This is a genomic window from Clostridium sp. UMB9555A, from assembly GCF_030222355.1.
Taxonomy (GTDB): domain Bacteria; phylum Bacillota; class Clostridia; order Clostridiales; family Clostridiaceae; genus Sarcina; species Sarcina perfringens.
Genome location: NZ_JASORQ010000001.1, coordinates 919,995 through 936,784, shown reverse-complemented (window position 1 = coordinate 936,784; position 16,790 = coordinate 919,995). Strand labels below are relative to the sequence as shown.

At 29.0% G+C, this 16,790-nt stretch carries 14 protein-coding genes; 9 read left to right on the top strand and 5 right to left on the bottom strand.

Annotated elements, in window-relative coordinates; genetic code table 11:
* Nucleotides 1-83 precede the first annotated feature (83 nt).
* From mglB to mglC, 3 genes are all read left to right on the top strand, one after another.
* Entirely contained in the window at nucleotides 84-1,148 is a 1,065-nt protein-coding gene (gene mglB, locus QP548_RS04290; protein ID WP_061428290.1) for a galactose/glucose ABC transporter substrate-binding protein MglB, read from the top strand.
* A gap of 74 nt (nucleotides 1,149-1,222) precedes the next feature.
* Entirely contained in the window at nucleotides 1,223-2,770 is a 1,548-nt protein-coding gene (gene mglA / locus QP548_RS04285) for a galactose/methyl galactoside ABC transporter ATP-binding protein MglA (RefSeq protein ID WP_003449162.1), read from the top strand.
* Nucleotides 2,742-3,770 (top strand): galactose/methyl galactoside ABC transporter permease MglC, encoded by a 1,029-nt coding sequence (gene mglC, locus QP548_RS04280; protein WP_003449090.1) that lies wholly within the window; start codon nucleotides 2,742-2,744, stop codon nucleotides 3,768-3,770. The genes mglA and mglC overlap by 29 nt, the downstream gene beginning before the upstream one ends.
* A 237-nt stretch (nucleotides 3,771-4,007) precedes the next feature.
* Here mglC and QP548_RS04275 read toward each other — a convergent pair whose 3' ends face one another.
* Entirely contained in the window at nucleotides 4,008-5,030 is a 1,023-nt protein-coding gene (locus tag QP548_RS04275) for an aldose epimerase family protein (RefSeq protein ID WP_061428292.1), read from the bottom strand.
* 225 nt (nucleotides 5,031-5,255) lie between these two features.
* Between QP548_RS04275 and QP548_RS04270 the strand changes: the two genes are divergently transcribed.
* Nucleotides 5,256-6,419: a galactokinase gene (locus QP548_RS04270; protein WP_061428294.1), complete on the top strand. Its 1,164-nt coding sequence runs from the start codon at nucleotides 5,256-5,258 to the stop codon at nucleotides 6,417-6,419.
* 283 nt (nucleotides 6,420-6,702) lie between these two features.
* On the top strand, nucleotides 6,703-8,199 hold the full coding sequence (galT, locus tag QP548_RS04265; RefSeq protein WP_061428297.1) for a UDP-glucose--hexose-1-phosphate uridylyltransferase: 1,497 nt from the start codon (nucleotides 6,703-6,705) through the stop codon (nucleotides 8,197-8,199).
* A 191-nt stretch (nucleotides 8,200-8,390) separates the two neighbouring features.
* On the opposite strand, the gene QP548_RS04260 is transcribed toward galT, so the two are convergent.
* A complete protein-coding gene (locus tag QP548_RS04260; protein WP_061428299.1) occupies nucleotides 8,391-10,046 on the bottom strand; it encodes a nucleoside kinase in 1,656 nt (551 codons plus the stop codon).
* 131 nt (nucleotides 10,047-10,177) lie between these two features.
* On the opposite strand from QP548_RS04260, the gene QP548_RS04255 reads away from it, so the two are divergent.
* The 3 genes from QP548_RS04255 to fba all read left to right on the top strand — a co-directional run bounded on the left by QP548_RS04255 (nucleotide 10,178) and on the right by fba (nucleotide 12,270).
* Nucleotides 10,178-10,876, top strand: coding sequence for a DUF421 domain-containing protein (locus tag QP548_RS04255; RefSeq protein WP_061428301.1), 699 nt, complete (start codon nucleotides 10,178-10,180; stop codon nucleotides 10,874-10,876).
* Nucleotides 10,873-11,307, top strand: a complete 435-nt coding sequence (locus tag QP548_RS04250) for a DUF4363 family protein (protein WP_061428303.1) — start codon at nucleotides 10,873-10,875, stop codon at nucleotides 11,305-11,307. The genes QP548_RS04255 and QP548_RS04250 overlap by 4 nt, the downstream gene beginning before the upstream one ends.
* Nucleotides 11,308-11,403: 96 nt before the next feature.
* Nucleotides 11,404-12,270: a class II fructose-1,6-bisphosphate aldolase gene (gene fba, locus QP548_RS04245; protein WP_003449129.1), complete on the top strand. Its 867-nt coding sequence runs from the start codon at nucleotides 11,404-11,406 to the stop codon at nucleotides 12,268-12,270.
* A gap of 46 nt (nucleotides 12,271-12,316) precedes the next feature.
* Here the strand turns inward: fba and QP548_RS04240 are convergent, their stop codons facing one another.
* Nucleotides 12,317-13,360, bottom strand: a complete 1,044-nt coding sequence (locus tag QP548_RS04240) for a nucleoid-associated protein (RefSeq protein WP_061428305.1) — start codon at nucleotides 13,358-13,360, stop codon at nucleotides 12,317-12,319.
* A gap of 139 nt (nucleotides 13,361-13,499) precedes the next feature.
* On the opposite strand from QP548_RS04240, the gene QP548_RS04235 reads away from it, so the two are divergent.
* On the top strand, nucleotides 13,500-14,063 hold the full coding sequence (locus QP548_RS04235; RefSeq protein ID WP_061428307.1) for a class IV adenylate cyclase: 564 nt from the start codon (nucleotides 13,500-13,502) through the stop codon (nucleotides 14,061-14,063).
* A 260-nt stretch (nucleotides 14,064-14,323) separates the two neighbouring features.
* Here the strand turns inward: QP548_RS04235 and QP548_RS04230 are convergent, their stop codons facing one another.
* Together QP548_RS04230 and QP548_RS04225 are read right to left on the bottom strand one after the other, a co-directional pair.
* On the bottom strand, nucleotides 14,324-14,926 hold the full coding sequence (locus QP548_RS04230; protein ID WP_061428309.1) for a hypothetical protein: 603 nt from the start codon (nucleotides 14,924-14,926) through the stop codon (nucleotides 14,324-14,326).
* Between the two features lie 139 nt (nucleotides 14,927-15,065).
* Nucleotides 15,066-16,706: a C40 family peptidase gene (locus tag QP548_RS04225; RefSeq protein ID WP_061428310.1), complete on the bottom strand. Its 1,641-nt coding sequence runs from the start codon at nucleotides 16,704-16,706 to the stop codon at nucleotides 15,066-15,068.
* Nucleotides 16,707-16,790 lie beyond the last annotated feature (84 nt).

Here is a 16,790-nt window from a genome sequence, read left to right as displayed (position 1 = left end):
TTTCCCTTGTTTTATTTCCATTTTATGTTATAATTTACTTAAAATTACAATAAAGTTTTAAGGTAAAATAGGGAGGACTTATTATGAAAAAGAAAGGTTTAGCACTAATTTTAATTTCAGCTTTAACTATGGGTACTTTAGTTGGTTGTGGTGGAGGTTCAGGCTCTACTGGATCATCTGGTGATACACCAAAAGAAAACGATTCACCTAAGATAGGAGCTACAATTTATAGTTTTGAAGATAACTTCATGTCATACCAACGTAGAAATATAGAAAAACTTTGTAATGGAAAAGCCGAGTTATTAATGAATGACTCTCAAAATAATCAATCTAAGCAAATAGAACAAGTAGACACTATGATAGCTAAGGGTGTTGATATTCTTGCAATAAACTTAGTTGACCCTAAATCTGCTCCTACTGTAGTAGATAAAGCTAAGGCAGACAACTTACCAGTAGTATTCTTCAATAAGGAACCAGACGAAGCTGTTATGCAAAGCTACGATAAGGTTTGGTATGTTGGTACAACTTCTGAAGAATCAGGAATAATCCAAGGGGAAGTAATGGCAGAAGGTTGGAAAGCTAATCCTACTTGGGACAAAAATGGTGATGGAAAAATACAATATGTAATGCTTAAAGGAGAACCTGGTCACCCTGATGCAGAAGCTCGTACAAAATATTCTATTGAAACAATAAACAAGGCAGGTATAGAAACTGAAGAGTTAGCAATGGATACAGCTATGTGGGACTCAACTAAGGCTACTGAAAAAATGGATGCTTGGATTGCTAAAAATGGTGACAATATAGAAATGGTAATTTGTAATAATGATGGAATGGCTTTAGGCGCTATTTCTTCTCTTGAAAAAGCAGGCTATTTAGATGGAACTCCTGAAAAATTTGTTCCAATATATGGTGTTGACGCTATTCCAGAAGCTTTAGATAAAATAAAAGCTGGTAAAATGGCTGGTACAGTATTAAATGATGCCAAGAACCAAGCTCAAGCTCTAGTGGATTCTTGTATGAATTTAGTAAATGGAAAAGATATAGCTGATGGAACTAGCTGGAAACTTGATGATAAAAAATCAATTCGTGTTCCATATGTAGGAATAACTAAGGACAATATCAGCGTTGCTGAAGATTCATATAAATAATTTATAAAAAATAAAGGGGCTATATCAAAATTAATTTTGATATATGCCCTTAATAAAACAGGAGGTAAAAAAAGATGAAAGACTCTTCAAACCTGTTAGAAATGCGAAATATCTCTAAAGAATTCCCAGGGGTTAAAGCCTTAGATAATGTAACCTTAAAAGTAAAAAAAGGTTCTGTACATGCTTTAATGGGAGAAAATGGTGCTGGTAAATCAACCTTAATGAAATGTCTATTTGGTATATATCACCCTAATTCAGGAGAAATTTTTATTTCTGGCCAAAAGGTACAATTTAAAAATTCAAAACATGCCCTAGATAATGGTGTATCTATGGTTCACCAAGAGTTAAATCAAGTTAGAGAAAGAAATGTTATGGATAATCTTTGGCTTGGTAGATATCCTAAAAAAGGGCTTTTTATAGATGAAAAGAAAATGTATGATGAAACAGAAAAAATCTTTAAGGATCTAGATATAAATGTTAATCCTCGTGATAAGGTTTCTACCCTATCTGTTTCTCAAATGCAAATGGTTGAAATAGCAAAGGCTGTTTCGTATAACTCTAAAATAATAGTAATGGACGAGCCTACTTCCTCTTTAACAGAAAAAGAAGTAAGTCACCTATTTAAAATAATAAATAAACTTAGAAAGCAAGGAATAAGTATAATTTATATCTCTCATAAGATGGAAGAAATCTTAGAGATCTCTGATGAAGTTACCATAATGAGAGATGGTAAATGGATTGCTACTGAAAAAGCTTCAGATCTTACTATGGATTTAATAATAAAACTTATGGTTGGACGTGAACTTACTGATAGATTCCCTAAAAAGGATCATATTCCTAAAGAAACTATTTTAGAAGTAAATAATCTTAGTGATGCAAAAAATGAATTAAAGAATGTTTCCTTTAAACTTAGAAAGGGAGAAATTTTAGGAATTGCAGGTCTTGTTGGTGCTAAAAGAACTGAGACCTTAGAAACCTTATTTGGCCTTAGAGAAAAGGGCTCTGGGGATATTATTTTACATGGCAAAAAAGTTGATAACAGTAAGCCTTTTAAGGCTATGCAAAATGGTTTTGCCCTTGTTACTGAAGAAAGAAGACAAACTGGAATCTTTGGAAAATTACCTATAGATTTTAATTCTATAATAGCTAATATAGATAGTTATAAAACATCAACCGGTCTTTTAGCAAATGGAAGAATCTCTAAAGATACTCAATGGGTTATAGATTCAATGAAAGTAAAAACTCCAAGTCAAAAAACTCTAATCGGTAGCCTCTCTGGTGGTAATCAACAAAAGATAGTAATTGGAAAATGGCTTCTTAGAAAACCTGAAATACTACTTCTAGATGAGCCTACTAGAGGTATAGATGTTGGTGCTAAATTCGAAATATACCAACTTATAAATGAACTTGCCAAAGAAGACAAAGGAATAATTATGGTTTCTTCTGAAATGCCTGAACTTTTAGGTGTATGTGACAGAATACTAGTCATGAGTAATGGTAGGGTTTCTGGCATAGTTAATGCTAATGAGACTACCCAAGAGGAAATTATGCATCTATCTGCAAAATATCTATCAGTAACAGGAGGAGTTAACAATGCAAACCAAATCAAAGAAAAAGTTTAATTTAAATAGCCAATGGTTAATGAATAATGCTATTTATATAGTTTTAGTGGCCTTATTAATAGGAATTTGTATTATTTCACCAGATTTTTTATCATTAAAAAACTTTATTAATATATTAAGCCAATCCTCTTCTCGTATAATAATAGCTCTTGGAGTTGGAGGAATACTTTTAACTGAAGGTACTGACCTTTCTGCTGGTAGAACAGTTGGACTTGCTGCCGTAGTATCAGCTTCTTTACTTCAAGCTGGAGATTATGCATATAAAATGTATCCTAATTTACCTGAATTACCTATATTCATCCCAATTTTAATAGCAATGGCTGTTTGTGGAATAGTTGGTCTTGTAAATGGATTAGTTGTTTCTAAATTTAATGTTCCTCCATTTATAGCTACTCTAGGAATGATGACAGGAATATATGGACTTAACTCAATATACTTTGATAGACCTCCATATGGAGCTATGCCAATAGGTGGTCTTAGCCAATCCTTTAGTAATTTTACACTTGGATCTATTCCTATATACGGAAATATAAAAATACCTTATTTAGTTATATATGCAATTATTGTAATAGCTGTAATTTGGACTTTATGGAATAAAACTAAATTTGGTAAAAATCTTTATGCCATAGGTGGTAACAGAGAAGCAGCTGTGGTTTCAGGTGTAAATGTTGTGAGAACACTTTTATTAGTTTATATGTTAGCTGGAGTTCTTTATGGCTTTGCAGGTACCCTAGAAGCTGGTCGTGTTGGTAGTGCTACTGCTAGTACTGGTGAAATGTATGAACTAGATGCCATAGCTTCCTGTGTTGTTGGTGGAGTTTCCACTGCTGGTGGTGTTGGTACTGTTCCTGGAATAGTAACTGGTGTTTTAATATTCCAAGTTATAAACTATGGTCTAGCTTTCATAGGTGTTAGCCCTTATTTACAATTCGTTATAAAAGGTTTAATTATAGTTCTAGCTGTAGCTCTTGATATGAGAAAATACATGAAAAAGAACTAATAAAAATGGAGATATATCAAAACATAACAAATTAAAACTTACAAACAGTATGAAGAGAATATCTAGATGAGCTTTAGAATTTAAATTATTACGGAGAAGATATTACGTTAAGAAGCTGAAACTGTTCGAAGCGAAGCAAGTTTTGAAGCTTTAGTAATATCTTCGGAGTAATAATTATAAATTCTTAGCGAAATCTAGTAATTCTCAGAATATGTTTGTAAGTTTTATAAAAAGTTTTTATATACACTCAAATTTAAAAGTTGTTTTTTGATAATACTCTTCATCCTTTTTAAGTATTATTCCATCTAAGAAGCAATCATCATATCCTACTGGTAAGTTTTGTGTTTCAAAACATATTCCATCATGCTTTTTAGCTACTTTACCATTTTCTAAAGGTAATTTATCTGGAAAATTCATTGAATAACATACTACTGCCTTTTGATCTGTCTTAACCTTCATAATTCTTCCTGATTCTTCATCTACTAAGATTGCATCAAAATCACCCTTCTTATTTAAAACCCATGGATGATCATATCCTGATCCAATTTCTAATTGCAAGTTATTTTTATTTATATCCTCACCTATTTTTTTTGACTCCCTAAAGTCAAAAGGTGTTTTTTCTACACTTAAAAACCCTCCTGTTGGAATTAAGTTTTTATCTAATTCACATATTTTATCTGAATCTATATAAAGTTTTTGTTCTAATACATTTCTTTTATTATTTCCTGATAAATTAAAATATGAATGATTAGTTAAATTTACTACTGTATCTTTATCTGAATAAGCTCTATATTCTATGGAAAGCTTGTCTCCTTCAAGAGAATAAGTAACCTGAACCTTTAAATTTCCTGGGAATCCCCCTTCTCCATCCTTACTAAAGCAAGTAAATGTTGCTGTAGATTTTTCTTCATCTTCACTATATGAGTAATCCCAGATTTTTTTACTAAAACCTTCATATCCTCCATGAAGGCAGTTTCCATTATTATTTTTATCTAAATCATAAATCTTATCATTTAATTTAAATGAACCCTTCCCTATTCTACCTGCTACTCTTCCTACTACAGCACCTAAACTTGAAGGATTTTCAATATAGCTTTCCTCATCCTTATATGCAAGAACTATATTTTCTTTATTTCCATATCTATCCTCTACATTTATTTTTTCTACAATAGCACCTAAGTTTAATATTTCCACAGATACTTTATTATTTTTTAATACTATTTTACTTATTTCATCATTAATTTTACTTTCTATAACCAAATTATTCACTCTCCCTCTCATATCTATAATTTGATTTTAACAACTTAATATAAGTTTTTCAATAATCTTTACTCTATTAAACATGCTAGTTTTAAGAATTTTATCAAAAATTCTATATTTAAAAATAACTTAACAAAAAATTAGTAAAATTTTTAGTAAAACAATTGATTTTTATTTTTTGTAATCGTATAATTAAGTTACAGATTTTCTATTCGGAGGTATATCATGGAATTAAATACACTTAAATCAACTTTTATTAATAATTTTGGCAAAGAACCTACTTCATTATTTTTCTCACCAGGAAGAATAAATCTTATAGGTGAACATATTGACTACAATGGGGGATTCGTATTTCCTTGCCCAATAACTCTTGGAACTTTTGCAGCAGCAAGCTTAAGAGATGATAGAATTTGTAGAGCTTACTCTCTTAACTTTGAATCTCTTGGAGTAATAGAGTTTTCTTTAGATGATTTATCTTATAAAAAAGATGACAATTGGACAAACTATCTTAAAGGAGTACTAAAGGTACTTATAGAAAAAGGATATAAAATAGATAAAGGTATTGACTTAGTTATAAATGGAAATCTTCCAAACGGAGCTGGTCTTTCTTCTTCAGCATCTTTAGAAATGTTAATAGTAAAAATTTTAGATACTTTCTTTTCTCTTAACATTTCAAAAGTAGATGCTGCACTAATAGGTAAAGAGGTAGAAAATACTTATATAGGTGTTAATAGCGGTATAATGGATCAATTTGCTATTTCCCTAGGAGAAAAGGATAAGGCAATTTTACTTGATTGTAATAGCTTATATTATGAATATGTTCCTTTAAACTTAGGAGATAATTCAATAATTATAATGAACACTAATAAGAGACGTGAACTTGCAGATTCTAAATATAATGAAAGAAGAAAAGAATGTGATGATTCTTTAGACACTTTAAAGAAATATACTAATATTTCTTCTCTTTGTGAACTAACTTCCTTAGAATTTGAAACATATAAAGATAAAATAGAAGATTCTAATAAATTACGTAGATGTGTACATGCTATTTCTGAAAATGAAAGAGTAAAAGATGCTGTAAAAGCTTTAAAAGAAAATAATCTTGAATTATTTGGACAACTTATGAATCAGTCTCATATTTCCCTAAGAGATGATTATGAAGTTACTGGTAAAGAATTAGATACTTTAGCTGAAAACGCTTGGAAACAACCTGGAGTTTTAGGTGCTCGTATGACTGGGGCTGGCTTTGGTGGATGTGCCATAGCAATAGTTAATAATGCTCATGTTGATGAATTTATTAAAAATGTTGGACAAGCTTATAAGGATGCTATAGGATATGAAGCATCATTCTATGTTGCTTCTATAGGTAATGGTCCTACTGAACTTTAAAATAAAACCTTTGGGCTGTATCAAAATATAATAATAAAACTTACAAACAGTATGAAGAGAATATCTAGATGAGCTTTAGAATTTAAATTATTACGTAGAAAATATCACGTTAAAAAGCTCAGACTGTTCGAAGCGTAGCAAGTTTCGAAGCTTTAGTGATATTTTCGAAGTAATGATTATAAATTCTTAGCGAAATCTAGTAATTCTCGGAATATGTTTGTAAGTTTTATAAAAACCTATTTTGATACATGCCCTCTTCAATTTAATTAAGGGGGGATTTTTCATGTATAATTTAAATGCTTTAATAGATAGATTAATAGAGATATCAATAAATAATAATCTCATAGAAGACATGGACACTGTATATACTAGAAATAGACTTCTTAGTCTATTTAATGAAAATAGTTATACTCCATGTGAAGAGAAGCTTACGCTTTCTTTTCATGAAACATTAAATGAACTAATAAATATAGCTATAGAAAAGAAAATCATAGAAGATGCTTTATATTCAAAAGACATATTTTCTAGTGATATAATGAATATATTTTTACCTACACCATCTTTAATAAACAAGGAATTTTATAAAAGATATGCTATTTCACCTAAGGAAAGTACAGATTATTTCTATTCTTTAAGTAAAAGTTCAAACTATATAAGAACTGATAGAATAGCTAAAAATATAAATTTTAAGGCACCATCTAAATATGGTACTATGGATATTACAATAAACTTATCAAAACCTGAAAAAGACCCTAAAGAAATAGCTTTAGCAAGAAATTCTGTTAAAAGTAATTATCCAAAATGTTTATTATGTATAGAAAATGAAGGATATGAGGGAACAGTAACTCATCCTGATAGAGCTAATCATAGAATGATAAGATTAAATCTTAATGATAGAACTTGGATGCTTCAATACTCCCCTTATCTTTATTATAATGAACACTGCATAATACTTTCAGAGGATCATGTTCCAATGAAAATAGATATTTCAACATTTAAAAATTTATTAAGTTTTGTGGATAAATTCCCTCATTACTTTGCTGGTTCAAATGCTGATTTACCTATAGTTGGAGGTTCTATTCTTTCCCATGAACATTATCAAGGAGGAAATCATAGATTCCCTATGAATGATGCTAAGAAACTATTTGATTTCTCTATAGAGGGCTTTGAAGATGTGGAATGTGAAGCTATTAAATGGCCAATTTCTACTATAAGATTAAGAGGAAAAAATATAGATTCTCTAGTATTAGCTTCTGATTTAATACTAAAAAAATGGAGAGATTATTCAGATGAAACTTTAGATATATTAGCTTATTCTAATAGTGAAATGCATAATACAATAACTCCTATGGTAAGAAAAGAAGATGGAAAATTCGTAGTTGATTTATCTCTTAGAAATAACAGAACTTCTAAAGAGCATCCTCTTGGAATATTCCATCCTCATGAAGAAGTTCATCATATTAAAAAGGAAAACATAGGCCTAATAGAAGTTATGGGACTTGCTGTTTTACCTGGAAGACTTTTAAAAGAGCTTGAAAAAATAAAGGAATACTTAAGGGATGAAATTTCTTTAGATAATATTGAAGAATATCACAGACCATGGGCCCTTGAATTAAAGAAGAAATTTGATTATTTAAAATCATCAACAGATTTAAATGACTTTGTAAATAAAGAATTATCAAACAAATTCGTATCTGTTTTAGAGCACTGTGGTGTGTTTAAATTAAATGAAGAAGGCTTAGAAGGTTTCAAGAGATTTACAAATTCACTTAATAGCTAAATAAAATAGAGATGTATCATTAATAAAGCTTACACTTTATTTTGATACATCTCATTTATTTTAATATACTTTTATTATTAAAATATCTTAAAACTAATCTTTATAAATTGTATTAATCCCTACTTAATTTTTAATATATTTTAAGTATTAAAGATAATAAATTCCTTACTATATTTTTAATTTTAATTTAATTAATACTTATAGAAGCAACTTCCACCTATAAATTCTCTTAAAATCGAATTTTCCGGTACTTTCTCTGGCTTAACTTCCACAAAAAACTTTAATGTATTTATTATTCTTTTAGCTTCATAATAAACACTGCTGTTTTTATCTACTTTTTCTAATTCTCTTAAGGCATATTCCTTTAACGCTGCTAATTCATAAACTAAAGTTGAGTTAAACATAACATCTGCTTCTTCCTGATAAACAAATATATTCTTTTCCTCTCCTCTTTTTATAGAACTCCACATTTCTAAAGTTTGCTCTGCTCCATACCCTCTTGATAAAGAATCTCTAACTATACGTCTTATTTTTCTTACATCTGTAGTTGGAATTCTATTGTGATTATCTAAATTTAATTGTGTTAAAGCAGAAATATAAACCTTAAACTTATTCTTTGAATTAATTTTTTCTGTAAGTTTTGGATTTAATCCATGTATTCCCTCTATAACAAGTACTCCATTATCAGGAAGTTTAATCTTATTGCCTAACCATTCTCTTTCTCCTATTTTAAAATTATAAGAAGGTATTTCTACTTCTTCCCCTTCTAAAATATCATAAAGATTCTTATTAAATAATTCTAAATCTAAGGCATTTATAGATTCAAAATCAGGTTTTCCTTCTTCATCTAAAGGAGTATGAATTCTATTTATAAAATAATCATCTAAGGATATAGCTATTGGTATATAGCCATTAACTCTAAGCTGTATAGAAAGTCTTTTTGAAAATGTTGTTTTACCTGAAGATGAAGGCCCTGCTACTAAAACAATTTTGACTTCTTTTCTCTCACTTATCATATCTGCAATTTGTGCTATTTTTTTCTCATGTAAAGCCTCAGAAACCCTTATTATGTCGGAGGATTCTTCTCCCTCTAACTTATAATCTAAAGAACCTACGTCTGGAGTTCCTAATATATTTAACCATGTTTCATTTTCTCTAAATACATTAAACAACTTTTTTTGTTCCTTAAATACAGGTACAACTGTTGGATCCTTATGGCTTGGTACCATAAGTATAAACCCTGGATTATAATATAACAAATCAAAATATTTTAAAACTCCTGTAGAGTATGCCATATCTCCATAAAAATAATCATACCTATCTTCTAATTTATATAAGTTTACATACTCTTCTTGAACCCAATTTAATAAATCAACCTTATCCTGCATCTTATAAGATTTAAATATATCAATAGCCTCTTTTTTAGGCATTTTTATTTTTTCTATTATAATATTATTATCTATTATCTCTTGCATTTTTCTCTTTATTTTTAAGATATCCTCTCCATCTAAGGCCTTTTCTTTATGAATTTCCCCAAAAGTTCCCTTACTTATAGAATGCTCTATATTTATTCTAGCATCCTTAAACAAGTCTAAAGTTGCTTTTATAAATACAAACTGTAAAGTTCTACTATAAGCTATTTTCCCATGTGGGTCACTTATATTTACAAGTTCTATATCCCCATCATTATTTATTAAATCAGTAAATTCATAATACTTATTCCTCTGTTTAACCAAAGTAATAGGTATTTTTTCATTTATATAGTCCTTTTTTAAAATTGCTGAATATTTTTCTCCCTCATTGAAAAGTAAACTTTCCCCATTTACAATAACCCTAAAGCTTTTCATAAACACCATTCCTCTCTACTTATAAGCCGCCTTATTGTTATTATACACTTAAAACTTCAAAAAAATTATCTATTTTTGTATAAATCCCCTTTAAATTTGTTACCCTATTTTATTAGAGGAGGTATTTTTTTATGCTAATAACTTTTATAAGAACAGCAATACTTTATTTTATTGTAATTATAAGTATTAGACTTATGGGTAAACGTCAAATTGGGGAATTGCAACCTTACGAGCTTGTAATAACCTTAATGCTATCTGATTTAGCGTCTTTACCAATGCAGGATACTCGTCTTCCTCTTCTTTTAGGAATAGTACCTATAATTACACTTTTATTTGTAAAAATAATAATATCTGAAATCCAACAACATAGCCGTTTATTTGAAAAGCTTCTAGATGGTACTCCTTCCATAATAATAAGTGATGGAGAAATCAACCTAGAAATGATGAAAAAACAAAGGCTAACAATGAATGATATATTAGAAGAATTACGGAGCGCTGGTTATTTAGATATAAGCGATATTCAATATGCAATTATAGAAACTAATGGAACTATATCAATTATTCCTAAAAGTGCTTGTGATACTGTTAAGAGAAAAGATTTAAAAATAAAAGAAAGCGAATCAAAAATTCCAGTTGTTTTATTTGAAGGTGGACGTTTAAATAAAAAAGCTCTTCAAGGAATGAACAAAGATGAAAAATGGCTAGATGAAAAATTAAAATCCCTTAATTATCCACCCAAAGATAAATTATTCCTAGTTATGATGGATTCTAATGGTAAATTATTTATTCAAAGAAAAAATCAGAAAGATAAGGAGGACATCATACTATGAAAAATACTATAATTTCATCAGTAATATTTTTTTTACTCCTTGGTTCTGTTTTATTTTTTAATAATAAACTAATAAATGTATGTGATATGGTAAATGATTATAGTAACAAAATAGAAAATTCCTTAAGCAAAGAGGATTGGAAGAAAGCTTATGAAGAATCTTTAAACTTAAGTAATCTCTTGGAAGAAAATTATGTTTCTTTATCTCTTTACATAAATCATGAACAATTAGATAATTTAAGTAAAGAAATACTTAGTCTAACTCAATATATAAAGGCTGAAGATGTTTCCAATAGTTTATCCTCAGTACATATAATCAAGAGCTATACAAAGCATATAAAGGATATTCAGAAGGTTAATATAGGTAATATTTTAAATTCCAACCTAAAAAATATATTTTCTTGTGGAATTTATAATGATTTTAGTTTATAATGTTATTGAAAGGGGCAAGTCCCGCATGGACTTTTTTTGTCCCTATATATAAATCTAATAAAAGTTAATGAAAGATTTTGAAAGGTGGTAAACAAAATGGCATTAGTTAACGCAAAAGAAATGTTAAATAAAGCAAGAGAAGGAAAATACGCTGTTGGTCAATTCAACATAAACAACTTAGAATGGACAAAAGCTATATTATTAACTGCTCAAGAAAATAACTCACCAGTTATATTAGGAGTATCAGAAGGTGCTGCTAAATACATGTGTGGATTCAAAACAATAGTTGGAATGGTTAACGGAATGTTAGAGGAATTAAAAATAACTGTTCCTGTAGCATTACACTTAGATCACGGTAGCTACCAAGGAGCTATAGATGCTATGGATGCTGGATTCTCATCAGTAATGTTCGATGGATCACACTACTCAATCGAAGAAAACATAGTTAAAACTAAAGAAATAATCAACTTAGCTGCTGCTAAAAACGTATCAGTTGAAGCTGAAGTTGGATCAATCGGTGGAGAAGAAGACGGTGTTGTTGGAGCTGGTGAAATCGCTGATCCTGCTGAATGTAAACAAATCGCTGAATTAGGAGTTACTATGTTAGCTGCTGGTATCGGAAACATTCACGGAAAATACCCTGCAAACTGGGCTGGATTAAACTTCGAAGCTTTAGCTAACATCAAAGCTGCTACTGGAGATATGCCTTTAGTATTACACGGTGGTACTGGAATCCCTTCAGATATGATCGCAGAAGCTATATCATTAGGAGTATCAAAAATAAATGTTAACACTGAGTGTCAATTATCATTTGCTGAAGCTACTCGTAAATATATAGAAGCTGGAAAAGACTTAGAAGGAAAAGGATTTGACCCAAGAAAATTATTAAATCCTGGATTCGAAGCTATAAAAGCTACAGTTAAAGAAAAAATGGAATTATTCGGTTCAGTAAACAGAGCTTAATAGTTTTAAATAATAAAAGAGAGATTAGATTTTCTAATCTCTTTTTTTATTTCTCTATATAATTTTTAATATTTTTTATAACCATATTTATGCTTCCATCACCATTTCTCACAATTTCAAATTTAGAGTCATCATGATAAGCTTCATCATCAATATATAAGTCTATTTCCTTATCTATTTTAAGTCTAGTTCTTTTCATCTTTTTTTCAATCCAAAGTTTATCAACTTCAACATCATTCTCTAATCCATGACCTCTCACAAAGGTTGTAAAACCATCCTTTAGTATAGGCTCTTCTTCATTAAATAACTCACGCGATAATTCTTCTATATTTATAATTTCCTCTTCTTTAAGCTTATTCTTTATTTTACTTCTTATACCTTCAGCTTTTTCTGCATCTTCAATAATATTATTTCTAGTCCACTCTTCTGTTGCCTTTACAAAAGTTTTTGTCATATCTCTTTCATTTTGAAAAACTGTGCATCCTAAATAGTTATCTACAAAGTAATTTAAAGATAACTCATCCTCTTCTGAAGATTTCTTTTTCTTATCTATTACCATAAGATTAACCTTTTGCTCTTCTCTTATAGGTTTTATAAATGCACACTTTTGAACTTTTTGTCCTGATGCTGGAAGTCCTGCTGCCTGTTCTACTATTCCTATTCCTATTTTATCATGGACAAAATCAACCTTATGAGTAAAGTTTTTTATGTAATCCATTTTTAAAATCCCAAGCATAGGTCCTTGATCTGTAGATATTGATACTGTAAGCAAATCACAGCTTGGAATATTTATATTTGCCTTCATAATATAAAACATCTGTCTTGCTAGTTCCTTAGAAACTTCCACTATATCATTATTAACTCCATTTAAAAAATCTTGAGAAACCTCCTTAACTATATGTCTTTCTGGATTAAAAACAGCATACTTTAAATCTTCACTTTTTAACCCCTTTTCTACATGTTTATATATAAACTTATAAATTTCATCTGTTAACTCTAATTTATACTCATTTAATATAGGTTCATCACTGTTACTGTCTAATATATGTATAACAGCTTCTATTATATTTATATCATTTACGTATTCCATCTTTATCCTCCCACTTTTCTTAAATTTGACACATCTTATATTTTATCAAAGTATAAAGGAAAAATCACCATACTATTCTTTTCTCCCTTTAACAATTTGTTTATAATAGTATTATAAAGAATTTGGAGGTAGTTTAATTATGAAAGAACTTGAAACACGTATTATAGATATAGATGTTGAAAAGATAAGAGAAACATTAAATAAACTTGGGGCAGAAAATGTAAAGCGTGAAAATCAAACAAACGATATTTTTGATTTTCCAGATAGAAAATTATTAGATAAAAAAGGTTATGCAAGAATAAGAACTGTTGAAGACCTTATAAACAATAAAACAGTTTATTTTATGACTACAAAAAAAATGCTTAGCCAAGATAAGTTTAAAGTAATGGAAGAAAATGAAACAATCATAGAAGATGGAGCTATGGGTAAAAATATCTTTAAATCTTTAGGATTAGAATTATTTGAAACTATAAAGAAATATAGAGAAAGCTATAAATATAAAGATTCATTAATAGAAATAGATATTAATGACCCATCATTTTGTCCATTTCCATACATAGAAATAGAAACTTCATCTGAGGAAAAACTTAATGAAATTTTAATAGACTTAGGCTATTCAATGGAAGATACAACATCTAAAACAATTTATGAAATTTTAAAAGATAAAGGTATTTCCCCTGCTTCTAATAAAAAAGGACTTTAAATAATAGCCTTCATTTATAAAAATAATAAAAAAAATTATAAAAATATAAATAATTTTCACTGAATAAAAATTTATTGAAAGAAAAAGACATTATATAGTTTTGTTTTTTTACACAAAACTATATAATGTTCCCTAATGTCCTTTTTATTTAAATAACTTAATCTATATAATAACTTAATAATCTCAAAATCATAAAAAAATATAATTAATCTCCATAAATTATATATTTTTTATTTAATAATTATATCCTAGTTATAAACCTAAGTAAATTGCTTTATTTTATTATTTATAAATTTTAAAAATCCACTTCCTTTTTTAGGTATAGCAAAGCTATTATGGTGGTATCTCTTTTCATTTACTATATCCTGACAAAACATTTCTAATTCTATTTCTAATTGATCATATTCTAAAGCATTGTTTTCTAAACCACTTTCCCATAGATTTAATTTAGCTAATACTCCTATGCCCTTCTGCCAAACAATATATTTCTTGTTACATATCTCCATGCAGTTTTCTAATAATTTTTCTATTTTTTCTACTCCACTTAAAACTTCCACATCACCATTTAAAATAGCTGAAAACTTTATTTCTTTATTATGCTCCTTATTCTTATTCTCCTCTCTAATAGCCTCTAAAAACATTTTTGATATTCTATTAAACTCATCTTTTCTTAATGAAGTAATAAAAATCACATTATCACAATTTCTAACTTTATCTTTTATTCCATCTAACTCATTATCACTTAATAATATTTTAGTACATTTTATCTTACCTAATAACTTTTTTTCTATATAATTTGCTATATAATAGGAATTACTCTTTTCCCCTTCATAACTACTAATAAATAATAACAATTTTTTCACCAAACCACCTCCCATTATTTTACATTTTAATTATATTATATTTTGCAAAATTTGTATATTAAATAAATAAAAAACAAGTTATATTTAGTAAGCTATTGCTAAATATAACTTGCTTTATAATAAATCTATTATGTTAATCTTAAAGAACTCTTCTTGCCCTTCCTATTTTACTCCATGGAACAGATGTAATAGAAACAAATTTACCTTTGTTAGGAGCCTCTATCCATTGACCATTTCCTATATACATACCTACATGGCCTAAATTACTAAAGAATAATAAGTCTCCTGGCTTAGCATTACTTGGAGAAACTTCATATCCATTGTTTATTTGATCCCAAGTTGTTCTTCCTAAACTAATTCCAGCTTGTCTAAAACTCCATTGCATTAATCCAGAGCAATCAAAGGCTCTGTAATTTCCATTTAAATAGTTTGATGGTATATCATAAAATCCTCTTGCAGCATGATCTGGGAAAGTTTTTCTTAAGCTACTTAATAAGCTTGAAGTTAGTGTTTCTCCAGCGCCTCCATAAATATATGGAGAACCAATTTGAGATTTCATAATACTTAAAACTTGTTCATATTTACTTTGGTTAACTTGTCCACCATTTGTGCTTCCATTTTGGTTTCCGCCTGTATTTCCATTTGCCCCTTCATCTGAAGATACTATTTTAACATACTCTTCATGTAAATAACCAACTTTTCCATTATAATTTACTTTAAACCATCCTGAAGAAGTCTTTCCTTGTAAAGTAAATCTTTCATTAGGTAATAAATATGCTAAAACAGAACTACTAGTATTAGGTTGACTTCTAAGTCTTAAATTAGTTGTTACATTTACAACCTTTCCAGTTTTTCCATTATAAGATTCATCTAAATTGTTATTTTGGCTTCCACTTTGGTTATTATTACTTTGATTATTAGAACCTTCGTTTCCACTTAATACTTGTACATAATCTCCATGAACATGTCCTTTTGTTCCTTGTGCATCAATATTATACCAAGCTCCATTTTTACCATTTATCTTAAAAGTTTGGCCTGCACTTAATGATCCAACAACTGAGCTACTTGTACTTGGTGATTGTCTAATTCTTAAAGAAGTACTTACATTTACAACCTTACCAGTTTTTCCTGCTAATGAAGTATCCATTCCTGAGTTATTTTCTGATGATTGTCCACCATTATTTGAATTACTTCCACCTACTTGTACATAATCTCCATGAATATATCCTGTAAGTCCATTTGCATTTATATAATACCAACTTCCACTTTTACCCTTTATCTCAAATGTCTGACCACCTCTTAGGCTGCCTACAACTGAGCTACTTGTACTTGGTGATTGTCTAACTCTTAAAGAAGTACTTACGTTTACAACAGTCCCTTTTTTCCCAGCTAATGAAGTATCTAAATTTGAGTTACTTCCACTATTATTGCTATTACTATTAGAATTACCACTTACTTCTTTAACATAATCTCCATGAATATAACCAACTTTACCATTAGCATTTATTTTATACCATGAACCTTCTTTTCCATCTATATTAAAAATTTCACCATTAGTTAAATATCCAATAACATCACTGCTTGTATTTGGACTCTTTCTAATTCTTAAATTTGTGCTTACGTTTATAACTTGACCTTTTTTCACCGATCTCGTTTGATTATTTTCTTCTAATTGATTAGAATTTTTATGTTCTGTTGCATAAGCATTTTCACTGTGTGCCGAAACAACACATACTGTTGATACAGCAAAAATCAAAGCTGCTATCTTATTCCTATTCATACACAATCCTCCCTAGTAGTCATATTACGCCCTGCCTAAACTAATCCTTCATATTCTATAATATATTCTTTAGTAAGATTTATC

Excerpts from the sequence above, each read along its gene's own strand:
- fba (WP_003449129.1), top strand. The coding sequence starts at position 11,404 with ATGGCATTAGTTAACGCAAAAGAAATGTTAAATAAAGCAAGAGAAGGA.
- mglC (WP_003449090.1), top strand. The coding sequence starts at position 2,742 with ATGCAAACCAAATCAAAGAAAAAGTTTAATTTAAATAGCCAATGGTTA.
- QP548_RS04260 (WP_061428299.1), bottom strand. The coding sequence starts at position 10,046 with ATGAAAAGCTTTAGGGTTATTGTAAATGGGGAAAGTTTACTTTTCAAT.
- QP548_RS04235 (WP_061428307.1), top strand. The coding sequence starts at position 13,500 with ATGAAAGAACTTGAAACACGTATTATAGATATAGATGTTGAAAAGATA.
- mglB (WP_061428290.1), top strand. The coding sequence starts at position 84 with ATGAAAAAGAAAGGTTTAGCACTAATTTTAATTTCAGCTTTAACTATG.
- QP548_RS04240 (WP_061428305.1), bottom strand. The coding sequence starts at position 13,360 with ATGGAATACGTAAATGATATAAATATAATAGAAGCTGTTATACATATA.
- galT (WP_061428297.1), top strand. The coding sequence starts at position 6,703 with ATGTATAATTTAAATGCTTTAATAGATAGATTAATAGAGATATCAATA.
- mglA (WP_003449162.1), top strand. The coding sequence starts at position 1,223 with ATGAAAGACTCTTCAAACCTGTTAGAAATGCGAAATATCTCTAAAGAA.
- QP548_RS04225 (WP_061428310.1), bottom strand. The coding sequence starts at position 16,706 with ATGAATAGGAATAAGATAGCAGCTTTGATTTTTGCTGTATCAACAGTA.
- QP548_RS04255 (WP_061428301.1), top strand. The coding sequence starts at position 10,178 with ATGCTAATAACTTTTATAAGAACAGCAATACTTTATTTTATTGTAATT.
- QP548_RS04250 (WP_061428303.1), top strand. The coding sequence starts at position 10,873 with ATGAAAAATACTATAATTTCATCAGTAATATTTTTTTTACTCCTTGGT.
- QP548_RS04270 (WP_061428294.1), top strand. The coding sequence starts at position 5,256 with ATGGAATTAAATACACTTAAATCAACTTTTATTAATAATTTTGGCAAA.